This is a genomic window from Streptomyces sp. NPDC048650, from assembly GCF_043199095.1.
Lineage (GTDB): Bacteria > Actinomycetota > Actinomycetes > Streptomycetales > Streptomycetaceae > Streptomyces.
This window is the reverse complement of sequence record NZ_JBICVM010000001.1, coordinates 725,379-741,950: the sequence shown is the minus strand read 5'-3', so window position 1 is coordinate 741,950 and position 16,572 is coordinate 725,379. Positions and strand designations below refer to the sequence as shown.

At 73.2% G+C, this 16,572-nt stretch carries 12 protein-coding genes; 2 read left to right on the top strand and 10 right to left on the bottom strand.

Going from position 1 to position 16,572, the window contains the following annotated elements:
* Nucleotides 1–33 precede the first annotated feature (33 nt).
* The gene (locus ACGFML_RS03405; RefSeq protein ID WP_393539462.1) at nucleotides 34–1,491 is read left to right on the top strand and encodes an ABC1 kinase family protein; all 1,458 of its coding nucleotides are present in this window, start codon (nucleotides 34–36) and stop codon (nucleotides 1,489–1,491) included.
* Nucleotides 1,492–1,550: 59 nt separating this feature from the next.
* On the opposite strand, the gene ACGFML_RS03400 is transcribed toward ACGFML_RS03405, so the two are convergent.
* From ACGFML_RS03400 to ACGFML_RS03380, 5 genes are all read right to left on the bottom strand, one after another.
* Nucleotides 1,551–1,751, bottom strand: coding sequence for a hypothetical protein (locus ACGFML_RS03400; RefSeq protein WP_393539460.1), 201 nt, complete (start codon nucleotides 1,749–1,751; stop codon nucleotides 1,551–1,553).
* Between the two features lie 117 nt (nucleotides 1,752–1,868).
* Nucleotides 1,869–2,186 carry a hypothetical protein gene (locus ACGFML_RS03395; protein ID WP_393539458.1) on the bottom strand — a complete coding sequence of 106 codons (318 nt, stop codon included), beginning with the start codon at nucleotides 2,184–2,186 and terminating at the stop codon, nucleotides 1,869–1,871.
* Nucleotides 2,183–2,536: a WhiB family transcriptional regulator gene (locus ACGFML_RS03390; protein ID WP_393539456.1), complete on the bottom strand. Its 354-nt coding sequence runs from the start codon at nucleotides 2,534–2,536 to the stop codon at nucleotides 2,183–2,185. The genes ACGFML_RS03395 and ACGFML_RS03390 overlap by 4 nt, the downstream gene beginning before the upstream one ends.
* A gap of 118 nt (nucleotides 2,537–2,654) precedes the next feature.
* Complete coding sequence (locus ACGFML_RS03385; RefSeq protein WP_393539454.1) at nucleotides 2,655–2,981, bottom strand: hypothetical protein; 327 nt, start codon at nucleotides 2,979–2,981, stop codon at nucleotides 2,655–2,657.
* 146 nt (nucleotides 2,982–3,127) lie between these two features.
* On the bottom strand, nucleotides 3,128–5,353 hold the full coding sequence (locus ACGFML_RS03380) for an ATP-dependent DNA helicase UvrD2 (protein WP_393539452.1): 2,226 nt from the start codon (nucleotides 5,351–5,353) through the stop codon (nucleotides 3,128–3,130).
* 721 nt (nucleotides 5,354–6,074) lie between these two features.
* Between ACGFML_RS03380 and ACGFML_RS03375 the strand changes: the two genes are divergently transcribed.
* The gene (locus ACGFML_RS03375) at nucleotides 6,075–6,317 is read left to right on the top strand and encodes a mycoredoxin (protein WP_393539450.1); all 243 of its coding nucleotides are present in this window, start codon (nucleotides 6,075–6,077) and stop codon (nucleotides 6,315–6,317) included.
* A 69-nt stretch (nucleotides 6,318–6,386) separates the two neighbouring features.
* Here ACGFML_RS03375 and nudC read toward each other — a convergent pair whose 3' ends face one another.
* The 5 genes from nudC to ACGFML_RS03350 form a co-directional block, all read right to left on the bottom strand.
* The gene (gene nudC, locus ACGFML_RS03370; protein WP_393539448.1) at nucleotides 6,387–7,322 is read right to left on the bottom strand and encodes an NAD(+) diphosphatase; all 936 of its coding nucleotides are present in this window, start codon (nucleotides 7,320–7,322) and stop codon (nucleotides 6,387–6,389) included.
* Nucleotides 7,323–7,398: 76 nt separating this feature from the next.
* Complete coding sequence (locus tag ACGFML_RS03365; RefSeq protein WP_393539446.1) at nucleotides 7,399–8,802, bottom strand: dipeptidase; 1,404 nt, start codon at nucleotides 8,800–8,802, stop codon at nucleotides 7,399–7,401.
* 10 nt (nucleotides 8,803–8,812) lie between these two features.
* Nucleotides 8,813–12,538, bottom strand: coding sequence for a UvrD-helicase domain-containing protein (locus tag ACGFML_RS03360; RefSeq protein WP_393539444.1), 3,726 nt, complete (start codon nucleotides 12,536–12,538; stop codon nucleotides 8,813–8,815).
* A gap of 48 nt (nucleotides 12,539–12,586) precedes the next feature.
* Nucleotides 12,587–15,907: an ATP-dependent helicase gene (locus ACGFML_RS03355; protein WP_393539443.1), complete on the bottom strand. Its 3,321-nt coding sequence runs from the start codon at nucleotides 15,905–15,907 to the stop codon at nucleotides 12,587–12,589.
* 137 nt (nucleotides 15,908–16,044) lie between these two features.
* Nucleotides 16,045–16,437: an MGMT family protein gene (locus tag ACGFML_RS03350; RefSeq protein WP_393539441.1), complete on the bottom strand. Its 393-nt coding sequence runs from the start codon at nucleotides 16,435–16,437 to the stop codon at nucleotides 16,045–16,047.
* Nucleotides 16,438–16,572: the final 135 nt, after the last annotated feature.

The window sequence follows — 16,572 nt, the reverse complement described above, 5'->3', positions numbered from 1 at the left end:
CCGGTAGGGGGACAGTGTGAGTTGGAGGGGCGCATGTCTGATCTTCCCCGCAAGGCGGTCACCCGCACCGCCAAGCTGGCCGCGCTGCCGCTGGGGTTCGCCGGCCGTGCCACCTGGGGCCTGGGCAAGCGGATAGGCGGCAGATCCGCCGAGATCGTCGGCCGCGAGCTCCAACAGCGCACCGCGGAGCAGCTCTTCAAGGTGCTCGGCGAGCTGAAGGGCGGTGCGATGAAGTTCGGGCAGGCACTGTCCGTATTCGAATCTGCGCTGCCCGAGGAGATCGCCGGGCCCTACCGCGCCGCCCTGACCAAGCTTCAGGAAGCGGCGCCGCCGATGCCGACCAGCACCGTGCACTCCGTTCTCACCGAACGGCTCGGTGACGACTGGCGCGAACTGTTCGAAGAGTTCGAGGACAAACCTGCGGCCGCCGCCTCCATCGGGCAGGTGCACCGCGCGGTGTGGCACGACGGCCGCGAAGTGGCCGTCAAGGTGCAGTATCCGGGGGCGGGCCAGGCCCTGCTCTCGGACCTCGGACAGCTGAGCCGGTTCGCGCGGCTGCTGGGGCCGCTGATCCCGGGCATGGACATCAAGCCGCTGATCACCGAGCTGCGCGACCGGGTCTCCGAGGAGCTGGACTACTCCCTGGAGGCCGAGGCCCAGCGGGCGCACGCCGCGGAGTTCGCCGACGACCCGGATGTGGTCGTCCCGGACGTCGTCCACCAGAGCGACCAGGTGCTGGTGACGGAGTGGATGGACGGCGTACCGCTGTCCGAGGTCATCACGGACGGCAACGAGGAGCAGCGCGACCGGGCCGGACAGCTGCTGGCCCGCTTTCTCTTCTCCGGCCCCGCCCGCACCGGCCTGCTGCACGCCGACCCCCATCCGGGCAACTTCCGGCTGCTGGCCGGGGACGGCCCGGCCGGCACCGCCGGGCAGTGGCGGCTGGGCGTGCTGGACTTCGGCACCGTGGACCGCCTGCCCGAGGGGCTGCCGCCGACCATCGGTACCTCGCTGCGGATGACGCTGGACGGCGAGGCGGACGCCGTCTACCAGCTGCTGCGCGAAGAAGGCTTCGTCAAGGACAGCATCGAACTGGATCCGGAAGCGGTACTGGAGTACCTGCTGCCGATCATCGAGCCGGCGCAGGTCGAGGCATTCACCTTCACCCGCGACTGGATGCGCCATCAGGCAACCCGCATCGGCGATCCCCGCTCCCCCGCCCACCAGTTGGGCAAGCGGATCAATCTGCCGCCCGCCTATCTGCTCATCCACCGTGTGACGTTGAGCACGATCGGGGTGCTGTGCCAGCTGGGGGCGACGGTACGCCTGCGCGACGAGCTGGAGGCGTGGATGCCCGGGTTCGTACCGGAGGAGGCGGAAGCGGAGGAAACCGGCCTCGCAACGGACGTCGAAGTGGACATCGAAGCGGGCGCCGACGCCGACATCGAGACGGAGCGGGGGAAGGGGGCGGTCGAGGAGAGCCCGGCCTGAGCGGTCCGGTCCGGCGGACGGGGCGCCCCGCCGCCCCACCACCGGCACACCACCGACCCTCACCACCAGCTCGAGTCCAGGCGCCCCTCGATGGCCCGGATGTTCTCCCGCGCACAGGTCTCGCAGAAGTAGCGGCGCTCGCCGTTCTCCACCGAACACGTCCACATCGGCGGGTCGCCCTCGGCCACCGCCCCGCAGCCGGCACACACCAAGCGGTCGCCGGGCAGCTCCGTCTCGTCATGAGTCTGCTGTTCCACCATCCGACGATATCCCCGTCAACGCCGCGAACAGGGACGCAACGCACCACGGGGCCCGCCCTGTCGGACGGACCCCGTGGAACTCGGATGCAGACCCCCGTTACTGCATCACGGCCATCGTCACTGCATCACAGCCATGGCCAGCGCGCGGCGGGCACGCAGCGACGCGCGCTCGGCACGCCGCTGCATACGCCGCGCTGCCGCAAGCCGGTACGCCCTGCGTTCGGATTCGGCCTCCCGCAGGCGTTCATGCATATGCGCACGCGCCAAGGCTTCTGGGATGAGTTGCATTTCGAGGTTCCTGTTCTGGCGCGACTCGATCGCACCGGGGTTCGCGGCAACGGGGGTGGTGGTGAAAGAGGGGTTCATCGTGGGGTCCTGCTTCTTGGGATCCCGTGTGACGGGACGGTCGATCGTTCCTGTGCCGGTGGTGTTCATGCCGCGACCGGGTTCTTGCGCGGACGGCCACGCGGCCGCTTCCGCGGCACGACAACGCCCTGGACGAAGAGCTCGCCGCCCCAGACGCCCCACGGCTCACGGCGGTCCTTGGCGCCGGCGAGGCAGGCCTCACGGACCGGACAGGACTGGCACAGCGCCTTGGCGTACTCGACGTCGGCCGGGGACTCGGCGAAGAAGACCTCGGGGTCGTAGGTACGGCACGGGACAGCAGCGCCGAGGCGGTCGATCTCGTCGTCGAGCTCGGTGAGGGGCAGCAAGGAGTTCTCCTGGGGGTCGGGCGGAGGGATCAGGTCGGTCGCTACGGACGGGGTGTGCGTCTGCAGTTGCACGGTGTGTGTTCCTCGTCTGTTTCGGCCCGGCTGGTGGCGGGCGCGTTGGGCAAACAAAAGGGCCGCGGATCCCGGTGTGGGTTCCGCGGCCCTGGAAGGTGCCGACCTGATCTGCCGATCAGGCTGGATCTCTCCAGGGTTCGAGGCCGCGGTAGGCCCACATTTCATGCGTCTGGTACTGATTCCGGGATCCGGCACCATTGGCCGCCGCCGCGAAGGCAAAGGCATTCGCCTGTGCCGCCGCTGCCGCTACCTCAGGTGCCTCGGTCGGTCGCGCGGTGCGCTCACTGCGCGTCAGCACAGCGAGGGATTCGGGGCGCGCGACCTCGGTACCGGACAGGCGGCCGAAGCCGGACAGACCAGTGCCAAGGAGCGAGGAGCCGAGAGCGCAGGTGGCGACGACCGAGAGATCGGTCATTTTGTCGGTCTTGATAATGCTGATCACTGGGCTCGCCTCCTCTCGGCGTCTCGGTGGACCGGGAATCCCGTTCCAAGCTTGTTCAAGTACAGCACGAAGCCATCGGATCTCGGAAGATTTCCGTTGTCTCCGTTGCTTGTGAAGGCTATGGGGCTGCGCTCCACACGCGCAAACTATTTTTCCGACGAGTTTTCCGCGGCGTCCGTGGAGGACTCCCCCACCACGTCCACGAGCTCCTCGCCGGCGCAGAGTGCCAGCACGTCCGCCCCGTAGCGGTCCAGCTTTCGCCGTCCCACCCCTGAGATGCCCGCAAGCTCCGGTTCGGTTCCCGGAACCGCCTCGGCAATCGCCATCAGGGTCTTGTCGGTGAAGACGCAGTAGGCGGGCTGCCGCGACCGGCCGGCCTGCTCGGCCCGCCAGTCCCGCAGCCGCTCGTAGAGCGCCTCGTCGATCTCCGACGGGCACTCCTCACAGCGCATCAGCTTCATCTCGCCCGCGTCCGTCAGGGTCTTGTTGCAGATGCGGCAGCGGGCCGGACGGCGCTCCCTGCGCCGGTTCGCCCCCGCTGCCGCAACGCCGCGCTCGACGCCACCGGCGGCCGCGCCCGGCGTGCGGCGGCCCGCCGCCGCCCCCGCGCCGGGCCGCAGGCCGTTGAGGAACCGACTGGCACGGCGCGAGGCACGGCCGCCCGGAGAGCGGGCCAGCGACCACGACAGCCCCAGATGCAGCCGGGCGCGGGTCACCCCGACATACAGGAGCCGACGCTCCTCCTCGATCTGCTCGTCCGTCCTGGCATAAGTGATCGGCATCATGCCTTCGGTGAGGCCCACCAGGAAGACGGCGTCCCACTCCAGGCCCTTCGCGGCATGCAGCGAAGCGAGCGTCACACCCTCGACCGTCGGGGCGTGCTGCGCATTCGCCCGCTCGTCCAACTCGGCGACGAGATCGGCGAGGGTGGCCTCGGGGCGGGCCTTGGCGAAGTCCTCCGCGAGCCGCACCAGCGCCGCCAAGGACTCCCAGCGGTCACGCACCGCCCCGGACCCGGCCGGCGGCTCACTCGTCCAGCCCATGTCACTGAGCACCGCCCGCACCTCGGACGGCAGCCCGACCGTGCCGTCGAGCAACGTGTCGTTGCCCCCGAACCGGGCGGCCCCGCGCAGCTTGACACCGGCCTCCCGCACCTCGGGCCGCTCGAAGAACCGCTCGGCCCCGCGCAGCTGGTAGGGCACACCGGCGTCGGCCAGCGCCTGTTCGTAGACCTCGGACTGGGCGTTGATGCGGAACAGGACGGCGATCTCGGAGGCGGGGACACCGGAGGCGATGAGATCCCGGATACGGCGCGCCGTGCCCTCCGCCTCGGCCGGCTCGTCCGCGTACTCCGCGTACGCGGGCTCCGGCCCGGCCTCCCGCTGCGAGACCAGCTCCAGCCGGTGCTCGGCGGCGCGTCCCTTGGCCTGCCCGAGCAGCCCGTTGGCGAGGTGCACCACCTGGGGGGTGGAGCGGTAGTCGCGGACGAGCTTGACGACCGTGGCGTTCGGATGGCGGGTGCGGAAGTTCAGCAGATGGTCCGGGGTGGCGCCGGTGAAGCTGTAGATCGTCTGGCTGGCGTCGCCGACCACGCACAGGTTGTCGCGCTCCCCCAGCCACAGGTCCAGCAGCCGCTGCTGCAGCGGGCTGACGTCCTGGTACTCGTCCACGACGAAGTGCTGGTACTGGCTCCGGACCTGCTCGGCGATGTCGTGCCGGTCCTGCAGCACACCGACCGTGAGCAACAACACGTCCTCGAAGTCGATGGTGCCCCGTTCGCGCTTGAGCTGCTCGTACGTGCCGTAGATCTGCCCGATCTCGGCCGGGTCGCGCGGGGCCTCACGCCCGGCCTTGACGACCGCGGCCGGATAGTCGGCGGGCACGGTCTGGGTGACCTTGGACCACTCGATCTCCCCCGTGACATCCCGCAGCTCATTGCGGTCGAGCCGGACACGGCACCGCGCGGCGGCCTCGGCCACCACCTGGACCTTGCGCTCCAGCAGCCGCGGAACCTCGCCGCCGACGGCCTTCGGCCAGAAGAACTGCAGCTGCCGCAGGGCCGCGGAGTGGAACGTCCTGGCCTGGACCCCGCCCGCGCCGAGCTGACGCAGCCGCCCCCGCATCTCACCGGCCGCGCGCGCGGTGAACGTGACGGCAAGAACACTGGCCGGCTGCAGGATCCCGGCCCGCACGCCGTACGCGATCCGGTGCGTGATCGCGCGGGTCTTCCCCGTCCCGGCCCCGGCCAGCACACACACCGGACCGTGCAGGGCCGTCGCGACCTCGCGCTGCTCGGGGTCGAGCCCGTCGAGCACCGCGTCGGCCGACTCGGGGACCTGCGGGAAGAGAGTGGAGTCCGTTGCTGCTGTCACCCCGCCATGCTGCCAGGTCCACGAAGACACCCGGAAAGTCGTCCACAGGTGCCGGGTTCCGGTCACACCTGCCCCCTCTCCTGTGGAAAAGCGACGCCCCGCGACCCGAGCGCTCTGCTTCGCTGTCTCCGGCGGTCAAGGCCGGGGCGACCCTCCGGCCGGATCCGCGGAACGCCGCACGGCCGCGGCTGCCGAGATCCGGCGACGGGCCGGAGCGCGGGGCGGGACGGCGACAGCGGTTGCCGCCCGGACGCGGTAGGTGGAGGAGGGCCCAGCCGGCGGCGCTTGCCGGGCGGGGGCGTGGGACTGGGGGCGTGGGATTGGGGGCCCGGGAGCCGGTGGCGGCCGGGGGCCGAGGGGGCGGCCGGGGGCGGGGGCGGCGCGGGTGCCGAGGGGCCGGGGAGCCGGGGGTGGGGGCAGAGGGGTGGGCCAGGGGGCGGGGGGGCGGGGGCCCTGTAGGAAGCCGCAGGCCAAGAACGACAGCCCCCCATCACCCCGGCCCGCCCGGGAAACACCCCCGCCCACCGGCCCCCACCCATTCCCGGGCCCCCACCCATTCCCGGGCCCCCACCCATTCCCGGGCCTCGGGCCTCGGGCCCCGGCCCCGGCCCCGGCCCCGGCCCCGGGAATGGTCCGGCCACCCTGTGCGTTCACGTGCTAGTCGTTGCGACGGACATGATGTCGGGCGGCTCGGATTCGAGACATAAGGAGCGCGGGGCGCATGGCGGGCACTGTGACGATGTACAGCACTACCTGGTGCGGCTACTGCCGTCGGCTGAAGGGCCAGATGGACCGCGAGGGCATCGCGTACACCGAGGTCAATATCGAGCACGACCCGGAGTCGGCGGCGTTCGTGGAGAAGGCGAACGGCGGCAACCAGACGGTGCCGACCGTGCGCTTCCCCGACGGTTCGACGCTGACGAACCCGTCCCTGGCGCAGGTCAAGGAGAAGATCGGCGTGTGAGGCTGCTCACCGGCTCCGACAAAGCCGTGGGCCGGGCCCCCTGGAGGGGCCCGGCCCACGGCTTTGTCGTCAGGGCCTGGGGAGGGGCTTGCCGTACCAGAGCTCGATGAGGCGGGCGGCGATGGAGATGCCGTACGGCGGGAGGACCTCGCCGGACTCGAAGGCGGCGCGCAGGTCCTCGCGGGAGAACCAGCGGGCCTCCTCGATCTCCTCGCCGTCGACCTGGATCTCGGAGGAGGTGGCGCGGGCCATGAAGCCGAGCATGAGGCTGGAGGGGAAGGGCCAGGGCTGGCTGGCCACGTACTCGACCTCGCCGACGACGACGCCGGCCTCCTCGAAGACCTCGCGGGCGACCGACTGCTCGATGGATTCGCCGGGCTCGACGAAGCCGGCGAGCGTGGAGAAGCGGCCTTCGGGCCAGTGGACCTGGCGGCCGAGGAGGGCCCGGTCCTCCTCGTCGGTGACGAGCATGATCACGGCCGGGTCGGTGCGCGGGTAGTGCTCGGCGCCGCAGGCCGGGCAGCGGCGGATGTGTCCGGCGGCCGCGATGACGGTGCGCTCGCCGCAGCGTGAGCAGAAGCGGTGGAGGCGCTGCCAGTTCTCCAGCGCCACGGCGTGGACGAGGAGGCCGGCGTCGCGGGGCGAGAGCAGCAGGCCCGCCTCGCGAAGGCCCGCCGGGCGGGCGGACTGGTCCATGCGGCCGGGGAGGGCGTCCTTCTGGAGGGCGAAGTAGCTGACGCCGTCCTCGTCGGTGCCGAGGTAGTAGCGGTGGGCCTCGGTCAGCGGCGCCTCGAAGGACGGCGTCGTGATCAGTTCGGTGCGGCCGTCGGGGGTGTCGTCGATCAGCGCCTGACCGCCGGACACCACGAAGACGCGTGTCGTCGGGTGGCTCCAGGCCGCTGCGAGCCATGCCTCGTCGAGGCGGTGGTGCGCGGAGCGGTCGATTCCGCTGGGTGCGCTGAAGGTGATCGGCCGGTCGGCGCTGTGGTCGGTCCAGGTGGTCACTGCGTATCCAACTCCCCCAGTGGCGTGGGTGTTTTGCTGCGTGCGGCGCGGTTCGGGTCGGTGGTACGGGCGGAGGTCAGGCCGCAGGGGGCCAGGTGTCCGCCAGGTCGCCCCAGAGGTGGGCGGCGGTCTCGACGCCCTTCATCAGCAGGCCGAGCTCGACTTTCTCGTTCGGTGCGTGCCAGCCGTCGGAGGGGATGGAGATGCCGAGGAAGAGGACCGGGGCGCCGAGGACGTCCTGGAGGTCGGCGGCCGGGCCGGAGCCGCCCTCGCGGGTGAAGCGGATCTTCTGGCCGAAGGCTCGTCCCATGGCGCGGACGACGGACTGGAGCGCGGGGTGGTCGAGCGGGGTGAGGCAGGGGCGGGTGGCGCCCCAGAAGGTGATCTCGTGGCGGATGCCGGCCGGGAGGCGGGCGGCGACCCAGTCGCGTACGGACTGTTGGACGGCGGGGGCGTCCTGGCCGGCGACCAGCCGGAAGGAGAGTTTGAGCTGGGCGGTGGCCGGGACGATGGTCTTGCCGCCGGGGCCCTGGTAGCCGCCGCCGATGCCGTTGACCTCGGCGGTGGGGCGGGCCCAGATCCTCTCCAGTGTCGTGCTGCCGCGCTCGCCGAGGGCCGCGTGGGAATGGGCGGTGCGCAGCCACCGGTCCTCGTCGAAGGGCAGCTCGGCGAAGAGTTCGCGTTCGCGTTCGGTGAGTTCGAGTACGCCGTCGTAGAAGCCGGGGACGGCGACGCGGCGGTCGTCGTCGTGGAGCGCGGCGGCCAGCCGGGCGGCCTCGGTGGCGGGGTTGGGCACGGCGCCGCCGAAGGAGCCGGAGTGGATGTCCTGGTCTGGGCCGTGGAGGTCGATCTGGCAGTCCGTCAGGCCGCGCATGCCGGTGCAGACGGTGGGGGTGTCCTCGGCCCACATGCCGGTGTCGGAGACGATGACGGCGTCGCAGGCGAGGCGGTCGGCGTGCCGGGTGATCAGGGCGGGGAAGTTCGGGGAGCCGGATTCCTCCTCGCCCTCGATGAGGAGCTTGAGGTTCACGGCGGGTGCGGTGCGTCCGGTGGCGGCGAGGTGTGCGCGGACGCCCAGGGTGTGGAAGAAGACCTGGCCCTTGTCGTCGGCGGCGCCGCGGGCGTAGAGCTTGCCGTCGGTGGTGTGCGGCTCGAAGGGGTCGGTGTGCCAGCCGTCCTCGCGGGCGGCGGGCTGTACGTCGTGGTGGCCGTAGACGAGCACCGTCGGTGCGGCGGGGTCGCCGGAGGGCCATTCGGCGAAGACGGCGGGCAGGCCGTCGGTCTCCCAGATCTCGGCGGTGGGGAATCCGGTGTCCGTGAGCTTCGCGGCGAGCCATTCGGCGCTGCGGCGTACCTCGCCGGCGCGCTCCGGGTCGGCCGAGACGGAGGGGATGCGCAGCCACTCCGCGAGGTCGTCGAGGAATTCTTCGCGGTGGGCGGCGATGTACGCGCGGACGGCGTTGTCCGGGGTGGTGCTCATATGGCCGAGCCTATCGGCCTTCCGGGGGGTTCCCGTCGGCGGTCTCGCCGAGCAGGATCCGTTCGAGTCCGGCGCGGCCGGGCAGTCGCCGGGGTCTGACCACTTCGCCGCTGCGGATGTAGACGAAGGCGGCGCCCACGGCGGAGGGCGGCAGGCCGTGGCGTTCGGCCCAGGCGATGCGGTAGACGGCCAGCTGGAGGGGGTCGGCGCCCGGGGTGCGCAGGGGGCCGCGGCCGCGGGGCTGGGCTCGGCTGGTTTTCCAGTCGACGATCTCGAAGCGATCGCCCCTGGGGCCGCTCTCCTTGTAGACGGCGTCGATGCGGCCTCGGATGACGCGTCCGGCGAGGGTGAGCTGGAAGGGGGCCTCGACGCGGTACGGGGTGCGGTCGGCGTACGGGGTGCGGGCGAAGGCTTCCTTGAGGGCTTCGAGTTCGCGTTCGTCGGCGATCTCCGTGTCGTCCGGCTGGGTGCCGGGGAGTTCGTCGGGGCCGAGGAGTGGCAGCGCGAGTTCCTCGAAGCGGGATTCGACCCAGGCGTGGAAGCGGGTGCCGCGGCGGGCTCCGGGCCGGGGCGGGCGGGGCATGGGGCGGGCGAGCTCGCGGGCGAAGCCGTCGGGGTCGGCGGCGAGGTGGAGCAGCTGGGTGGCGCTGAGCGTGGGCGGGAGGGGGACGTCGTGGACGGTTGCCCGGGAGCGGCGGAGTTCGTCGGCCAGGGCGTCGAGGTCGCGGTCCCAGGAGCCGATGGTGCGGCGTTCCTCGGGGAGGAGGGTGTCGGGGGTGTCCGGGGGGCCGGCTTCGGCGGCGGCGGGTGGGGCGGAGCGCTGGGCGATGATGCGGGGAGCGGCGGCCGGGGTGGCGTAGGGGCTTTCAGGGGTGGCGGTGGGGTCGCCGTACGCGTCGGGGGTGTCGAAGGGGTCGGCGGTGTCGAAGGGGTCGGGCTCGTCGGGTTCGAGGTACGCGACGGGCTCGTCGTCCGCAACGGGGCCGTCGTAGGGGTCGGTGTGAGCGTCGGCGTGCCGGCCGGTGCGGGGGCGGGCGGATGCCTCGTCGTAGGGCTCGGCCGTTTCCTCTTCCGGTGGCGGGGGCCACTCGGGGTCGTCGGCGAAGAGCGGCCCGGGTGTGGGCCTGGGGGTGGGTACGGGGGCGGGCCCGGGGGTGGGTACGGCGGCGGGCTGTTCGAGGCGTGTCAGGTGGGCGCGGACGGTGGCGGCGGCGGCCCGGCGCCGTGCCGTGGCGACGGGGTCCAGGGGCAGCGGCCAGGCCTGTTCGGTGGCGGCTTCGGCGAGGGCGGGGTTCTCGGCGTCCTCCTCGGGGGCGTCGGCCCATGCCTCGATCTCGCCGTGGCCCGTCTCGCAGTGCTCGCGCAGGGCGTGCAGGAAGGCGGACGGGCCGCGGGGGCGCTTCTGGCTGGGGCCCCACCAGTGGCCGGAGCCCAGGAGGAGGGAGCGGGGGCGGGTGAAGGTGACGTAGCCGAGGCGGAGTTCCTCGGTCTTCTGGTGGTCCTTCATCGCCTCCTTGAAGGTCTTCAGGCCGCGGGCGTCCCAGTCCTCGACGTCGGGGAGGGTGGCGGCGTCGCCGCGCAGGGCGTGCGGGAGGACCTTGGCCTGGGTGATCCAGGAGTCACGGGCCTGTTCGCCGGGGAACTGCCGGGCGACCAGGCCGGGGACGGCGACGACGTCCCATTCCAGGCCCTTGGACTTGTGGGCGGTGAGCACCTTGACGGTGTTGTCGCCGCCGGGGAGGGAGCTGTCGAGGCCCTTTTCGTGCTGGACGGCGGTGCGCAGGAAGCCGAGGAAGGCGAGCAGGGTGGCCTCGCCGTCGAGGGAGGAGCCGCCCTGGACGGCGGCGAAGCCGGCCGCGATGTCGAGGAAGCTGCTGAGGGTTTCGCGGCGGCGGGCGGCGAGGGCGTGCGGGGAGGCGGAGAGTTCGACCTCCAGGCCGGTGGTGGTCAGCACGCGGTGGAGTACGTCCATGAGGGGGTCGCCGAGGGAGCGGCGCAGGTCGCGGAGCTCGGTGGCGAGGCGGGCGAAGCGGATGCGTGCCTCGGTGGAGAAGGGCAGGCCGTCGTCGGGGCCGTCGGCTTCCAGGAAGGTGTCGAGGGCGTCGGCGAGGGAGAGGGTCTCGGCCGGGTCGACGCCTTCCACGGCTTCGGCGAGTCGCTGTTCGGGGTCGCCGGAGGGGCCGCCGTGGTGGACGAGGGTGCGGGCGCGGCGGCCCAGGAGGGCGAGGTCGCGGGGGCCGATGCGCCAGCGGGGGCCGATGAGGAGGCGGACCAGGGCGGCGTTGGCGGTGGGGTCCTGGAGGACTTCGCAGACGGCGACGAGGTCGGCGATCTCGGGGAGGTGGAGGAGCCCGGAGAGGCCGACGACCTCGACGGGGATGTCGCGGGCGACGAGTTCGCCCTGGATGCGGGCGAAGTCGCCGGCGGTGCGGCACAGGACGGCGATCTCGCCGGGTGGGGTGCCGGTACGGACGAGGTGGGCGAGGGAGTCGGCGAGCCAGGTGAGCTCTTCGGCGTGGGTGGGCAGCAGGGCGCAGCGGACCGTGCCGTCGCGTTCGGCGCCGGGGGCGGGGCGCAGGGCTTCGACGCCTTCGTGCATCCGGCGCAGGGGGGCGGCGAGGCCGTTGGCGAGGTCGAGGAGGCGGCCGCCGCTGCGGCGGTTCTCGCTGAGGGCGAAGCGGTGGGCGGGGGTGCCGTCCGGGAAGGGGAAGTGGGCGGGGAAGTCGTCGAGGTTGGCGACGGAGGCGCCGCGCCAGCCGTAGATGGCCTGGCAGGGGTCGCCGACGGCGGTGACGGCGTGGCCGGTGGGGGTGCCGGTGCCGGCGCCGAAGAGGCCGGAGAGGAGGAGGCGCTGGGCGACGGAGGTGTCCTGGTATTCGTCGAGGAGGACGACGCGGAATTCGTCGCGCAGGGCGTGGCCGACTTCGGGGCGGGTGGTGGCGAGGGTGGCGGAGAGGGCGATCTGGTCGCCGAAGTCGAGGAGGTCGCGGCGGCGTTTTTCGTCGCGGTAGGCGCGGACGAGGTCGAGGAGTTCGCGGCGGGCGCGGGCTGTTTCGGGGACCTTGCGCAGGTCGGCGTTGGTGAGGGGGGTGGCGTCGAGGGTGGTGAGGAGGTCGCTGTCGTGGGCGTGGAGGCGGGCGGGGTCCACGAGGTGTTCGGCGAGTTCGCCGTCGAGGGCGAGGAGGTCCTCGACGAGGGAGGGCAGGGAGGTGGTGAGTGACGGGTAGGGGCCGGGGGCGGCGCGCAGGACGCGGGCGGCGAGCTGGAAGCGGGTGGCGTCGGCGAGGAGTCGGGCGCTGGGTTCGAGGCCGATGCGCAGGCCGTGGTCCTTGAGGAGCTGGCCGGCGAAGGCGTGGTAGGTGGAGATGCGGGGCTCGCCGGGGGGCTGCTGTGCGCCGGGGCCGTCGGTGGGGAGGGCTTCGGGGTCGGTGATGCCGGCGGCGTGGAGGGCGGTGCGGACGCGTTCGGCGAGTTCGCCGGCGGCTTTGTTGGTGAAGGTCAGTCCGAGGACCTGTTCGGGGGCGACCTGGCCGGTGCCCACCAGCCACACCACGCGGGCGGCCATCACCGTCGTCTTGCCGGATCCGGCGCCGGCCACGATGACCTGCGGGGCGGGCGGGGCGGTGATGCACGCCGTCTGCTCCGGGGTGAACGGGATGCCGAGGAGTTCTTTGAGCTGCTCGGGGTCGGTGATGCGGGCTGGCACATCCGAAACCGTAACGGGCGGCACCGACATTCGGGGCGGGGCGGGTCGTGCGGCGGTCCTCTCGGGGTGTTGCGCGCGTCACTCCACGATGTGCCGGCCTTCGGGCTGGGCGCTGCAGGAGGCGCGGAAGGCGCAGTGGGTGCAGTGGGTGCCGGTGGTGGGGGTGAAGCGTTCTTCCAGGACGCGGCCGGCGGCGGTGGCGAGGAGGTCGCCGACCCATTCGCCGTCGGGTGGCGGCTGTGCCTGGACGGCGGGGAGGGTGTCGCCGCCGTCCTTGCGGGGGGCGCCCAGGCGCAGGTGGACGAGTTCGGCGCCGCCGGGCTCGGGGGTGTGGCCGTCGAAGGCGTCGTCGACGGCGCCTTCGCGTACGGCGAGCTGGTAGACGGCGAGCTGGGGGTGGCGGGCGACCTCGGGGCCGGTCGGTTTCTGTTTGCCGGTCTTGAAGTCGACGACGTAGGCGCGGCCGTGGGCGTCTCGTTCGACGCGGTCCATGCTGCCGCGGATGCGGACCTCGTAGGCGCCTGCCGTGAGGGTGACGTCGAAGCCGTGTTCGCTGGCGACGGCGTCCCGGCCGTGGGTGTCGTGTGCCATGACGTGCCAGCGCAGGAAGCGTTCGAGGGCGGCGCGTGCCGTGTCCTTTTCCTGGCGGGACTTCCAGGGGGCGTCGAAGGCGAGGGCGTCCCAGACGGAGTCCAGGCGTGCCATCAGGACGCCGAGGTCGGCGGGGGTGCGGCCGGAGGCGACTTCGTCGGCGAGGACGTGGACGACGTTGCCGAAGCCCTGGGCGGCGGTGGCGGGCTTGTCGGCCTTGACCTCGCGGCCGAGGAACCACTGGAGGGAGCAGGTGTTGGCGAGCTGGTCGAGGGCGCTGCCGGAGAGGACGACGGGGCGGTCGCGGTCGCGGAGCGGGACGCCGCTGTGGGTGGCGTCGTGCAGGCCCCACCAGCTGTCGGGGTGGGCGGCGGGTACCAGGGGGTGGCCGTCGTCGTCGGTGAGCGCGGCGAGTCTGGCGAGCCGTTGGGCGGCGGCGTCGCGCAGGGCGTCGGTGGCGGCCGGGTCGACGGTGGTGGCGCGCAGTTCGGCGACGAGGGCGGCGACGGCGAGGGGGCGGCGGGGGCGGCCGGTGACGTCCTGGGGGGTGGTGCCGAGTTCGGTGAGGAAGCGGGAGGGCTGGTCGCCGTCGTCGGCGGCGGCCTTGACGGCGGTGACGACGAGGCGTTCGCGGGCGCGGGTGGCGGCGACGTAGAAGAGGCGGCGTTCCTCGGCGAGCAGGGCGCCGGGGGTGAGGGGTTCGGCGAGGCCGTCGCGGCCGATGCGGTCCGCTTCGAGGAGGGAGCCGCGGCGGCGCAGGTCGGGCCAGAGTCCTTCCTGGACGCCGGCGACGATCACCAGGTGCCATTCCAGGCCCTTGGCGCGGTGGGCGGTCATCAGGCGGACGGCGTCGGGGCGGACGGTGCGGCGGGTGAGGGTGTCGGCGGCGATGTCCTGGGCGTCCAGTTCTTCCAGGAAGTTCAGGGCGCCGCGGCCGCCGGTGCGTTCCTCGGCGCGGGCGGCGGTCTCGAAGAGGGCGACGACGGCGTCGAGGTCGCGGTCGGCGTTGCGGCCGGCCGTGCCGCCGCGCCGGGCGGCGCGTTCGAGGCGGCCCGGCCAGGGGGTGTTGTCCCAGAGTTCCCACAGGGCCGCTTCGGCGGTGCCGCCGCCGGCCAGGAGTTCGCCGGCCTTGCGCAGCAGGCGGCCGAGGCGCTGGGCGCCGCGGGCGTATGCGGGGTCGTGGGCGATGAGGCGTTCGGGTTCGGTCAGTGCCCGGGCGATGAGTTCGTCGGAGGGCGGGGGCGGGGTGTGGCCGGCGGCGCGTTCCTCCTCGCGCAGGGCGCGGCCCAGGCGCCGCAGGTCGGCGGAGTCCATGCCGCCCAGGGGGGAGGTGAGGAGGTCCAGGGCGGTCTCGGCGTCGAGCGGTGGGGCGTCGTCGAGGACTGTGCGGGCGGCCGTCCGCAGGGCGGTCAGGAGGGGGGCGACGGCGGGTTCGTGGCGGAGCGGGAGGTCGTCGCCGTCGATGTCGAGGGGTACTCCGGCGGAGGTGAGGGCCCGGCGTACGGCGGGGATCGAGCGGCCTCCGGCGCGGACGAGGACGGCCATGTCGCGCCAGGGCACGCCGTCCTCGAGGTGGGCGCGCCGCAGGATGTCGGCGATGTTGTCCAGTTCGGCGCCGGGGGTGGGGTAGGTGTACGCCTCGGCGCGGCCGCCGTCGCGCAGGGGGGTCGGTTCGCGGTGGGCGCGTACCTTGCCGGCGGGGAGGCGGGTGAGCGGCATCCGGTGGGTGAGGAGTCGGGTGGCGGCGAGCAGGGTGGCGCCGGCGCGGCGGGAGGTGGTGAGGACGGCCACCGGGGCGGGGGTGCCGTCGCCGCGCCGGAAGGTTTCGGGGAAGTCGAGGATGCCGCCCACGTCGGCGCCGCGGAAGGCGTAGATCGACTGGTCGGGGTCGCCGAAGGCGAGGAGCGTGCGTCCCGGGGAGCCGGGGGCGGCGGGGGCGCCGTCGTTGCCGGCCAGGGCGCGCAGCAGCCGTATCTGGGCGACGTCGGTGTCCTGGTACTCGTCGACGTAGACGGCGTCGTAGGCGGTGGCGAGCTGTGCCGCGACGCGGGGGTCCTCGGTGAGCAGGGCGGCGCGGTGCATCAGTTCGGCGTAGTCGAGGACGCCCTGGGCGTCCAGGACGTCGAGGTATTCGGCGAGGAAGGCTGCGGCGGCGCTCCAGTCGGGGCGGCCGGTGCGGCGGGCGAAGGCGCCGAGGGTGTCGGGGCCCAGGCCCAGTTCGCGGCTGCGGGCGAGGACGGCGCGGACCTCGTCGGCGAAGCCGCGGGTGGTCAGGCAGGCGCGGAGTTCGTCGGGCCAGGTGATGTGGGCGCGGCCGTCGTCGGCCGATTCGGCCTGGCCTTCGAGGAGCTCGCGGACGACGAGGTCCTGTTCGGGTCCGGAGAGCAGGCGCAGCGGGTCGGCGAAGAGGTCGGCGTCCTGGTGGGCGCGGACCAGGGCGTAGGCGAAGGAGTGGAAGGTGGTGGCGCGCGGGGCGCGGCCGGCGCCGGTGCGGGTGGCGAGGCGGTCGCGGAGTTGGACGGCGGCCTTGCGGCTGAAGGTGAGGACGAGGATGCGCTCGGGGTCGGTGCCGTCGTGCACCCGGCGGGCGACCGACTCCACGAGGGTGGTCGTCTTGCCGGTGCCGGGGCCGGCGAGCACCAGGAGCGGTCCGTGGCGGTGGTCAACCACGGCGCGCTGGGCTGCGTCCAAGGCAGGAGGGTCCATCGGCACCGGCGGGGTACGCACCAGCCGGTACGTGCCGGGGGCATCCCGCCGTGCCGCCGGGTGCGGCGGCGTCGAGGGGACGGCCGAGAAGGAGGAACTCACGTGGATCGCCGGTCCTGGTGGGGTTGCTGATCGGTGTGCGGTGGGTCGGGTGGGCGGGCCAGGGGCCGCCGGGCACCGGTGGGCCGGTGGCGGGGGTGCCGGTGGCGGGGGTGCCGGACGACGCTACGCCAGGCGGTTCACGAGCCGTCCCAGCGGGCCCGCCGCATGTCCAGTCGCGGTATGTGCCCGCTGGTCGCCCGGCCGCCGGCCGTGCGCAGCGGCGTTGCTTCGGCGCGGTAGTGGCTCAGGGCGCGCAGTTCGTTGCCGGGCAGCAGGGCGCCGTCGGAGCGCACCACGCGCCACCAGGGCACTGCGCCGCCGTAGAGGGCCATCACCCGGCCCACCTGGCGGGGTCCGCCCTCGTCGAGCCATTCGGCGATGTCGCCGTACGTCATGACCTTTCCGGCCGGGATCAGCTCGGCGACGGCCAGGACCCGTTCGGCGTACTCGGGCAGATCGCCGTGGGCGGGTGCTTCGCCGGCCGTGTCGTGCCCGGCGCGGTCCGCTTCCGTGTCTCCGGTCCCACTCATTCGGTCCATCCTGCCGCACGGCACCGACAATGGGATCGGACACACGGTCCCCGAACCCTGTGGAGGTCCGCCGGCGCGGCGCCGCCGGGCGCAGGCGGTGGCAGTCGTTCCGCTTTCCGCGCCCCCGAAATGCAC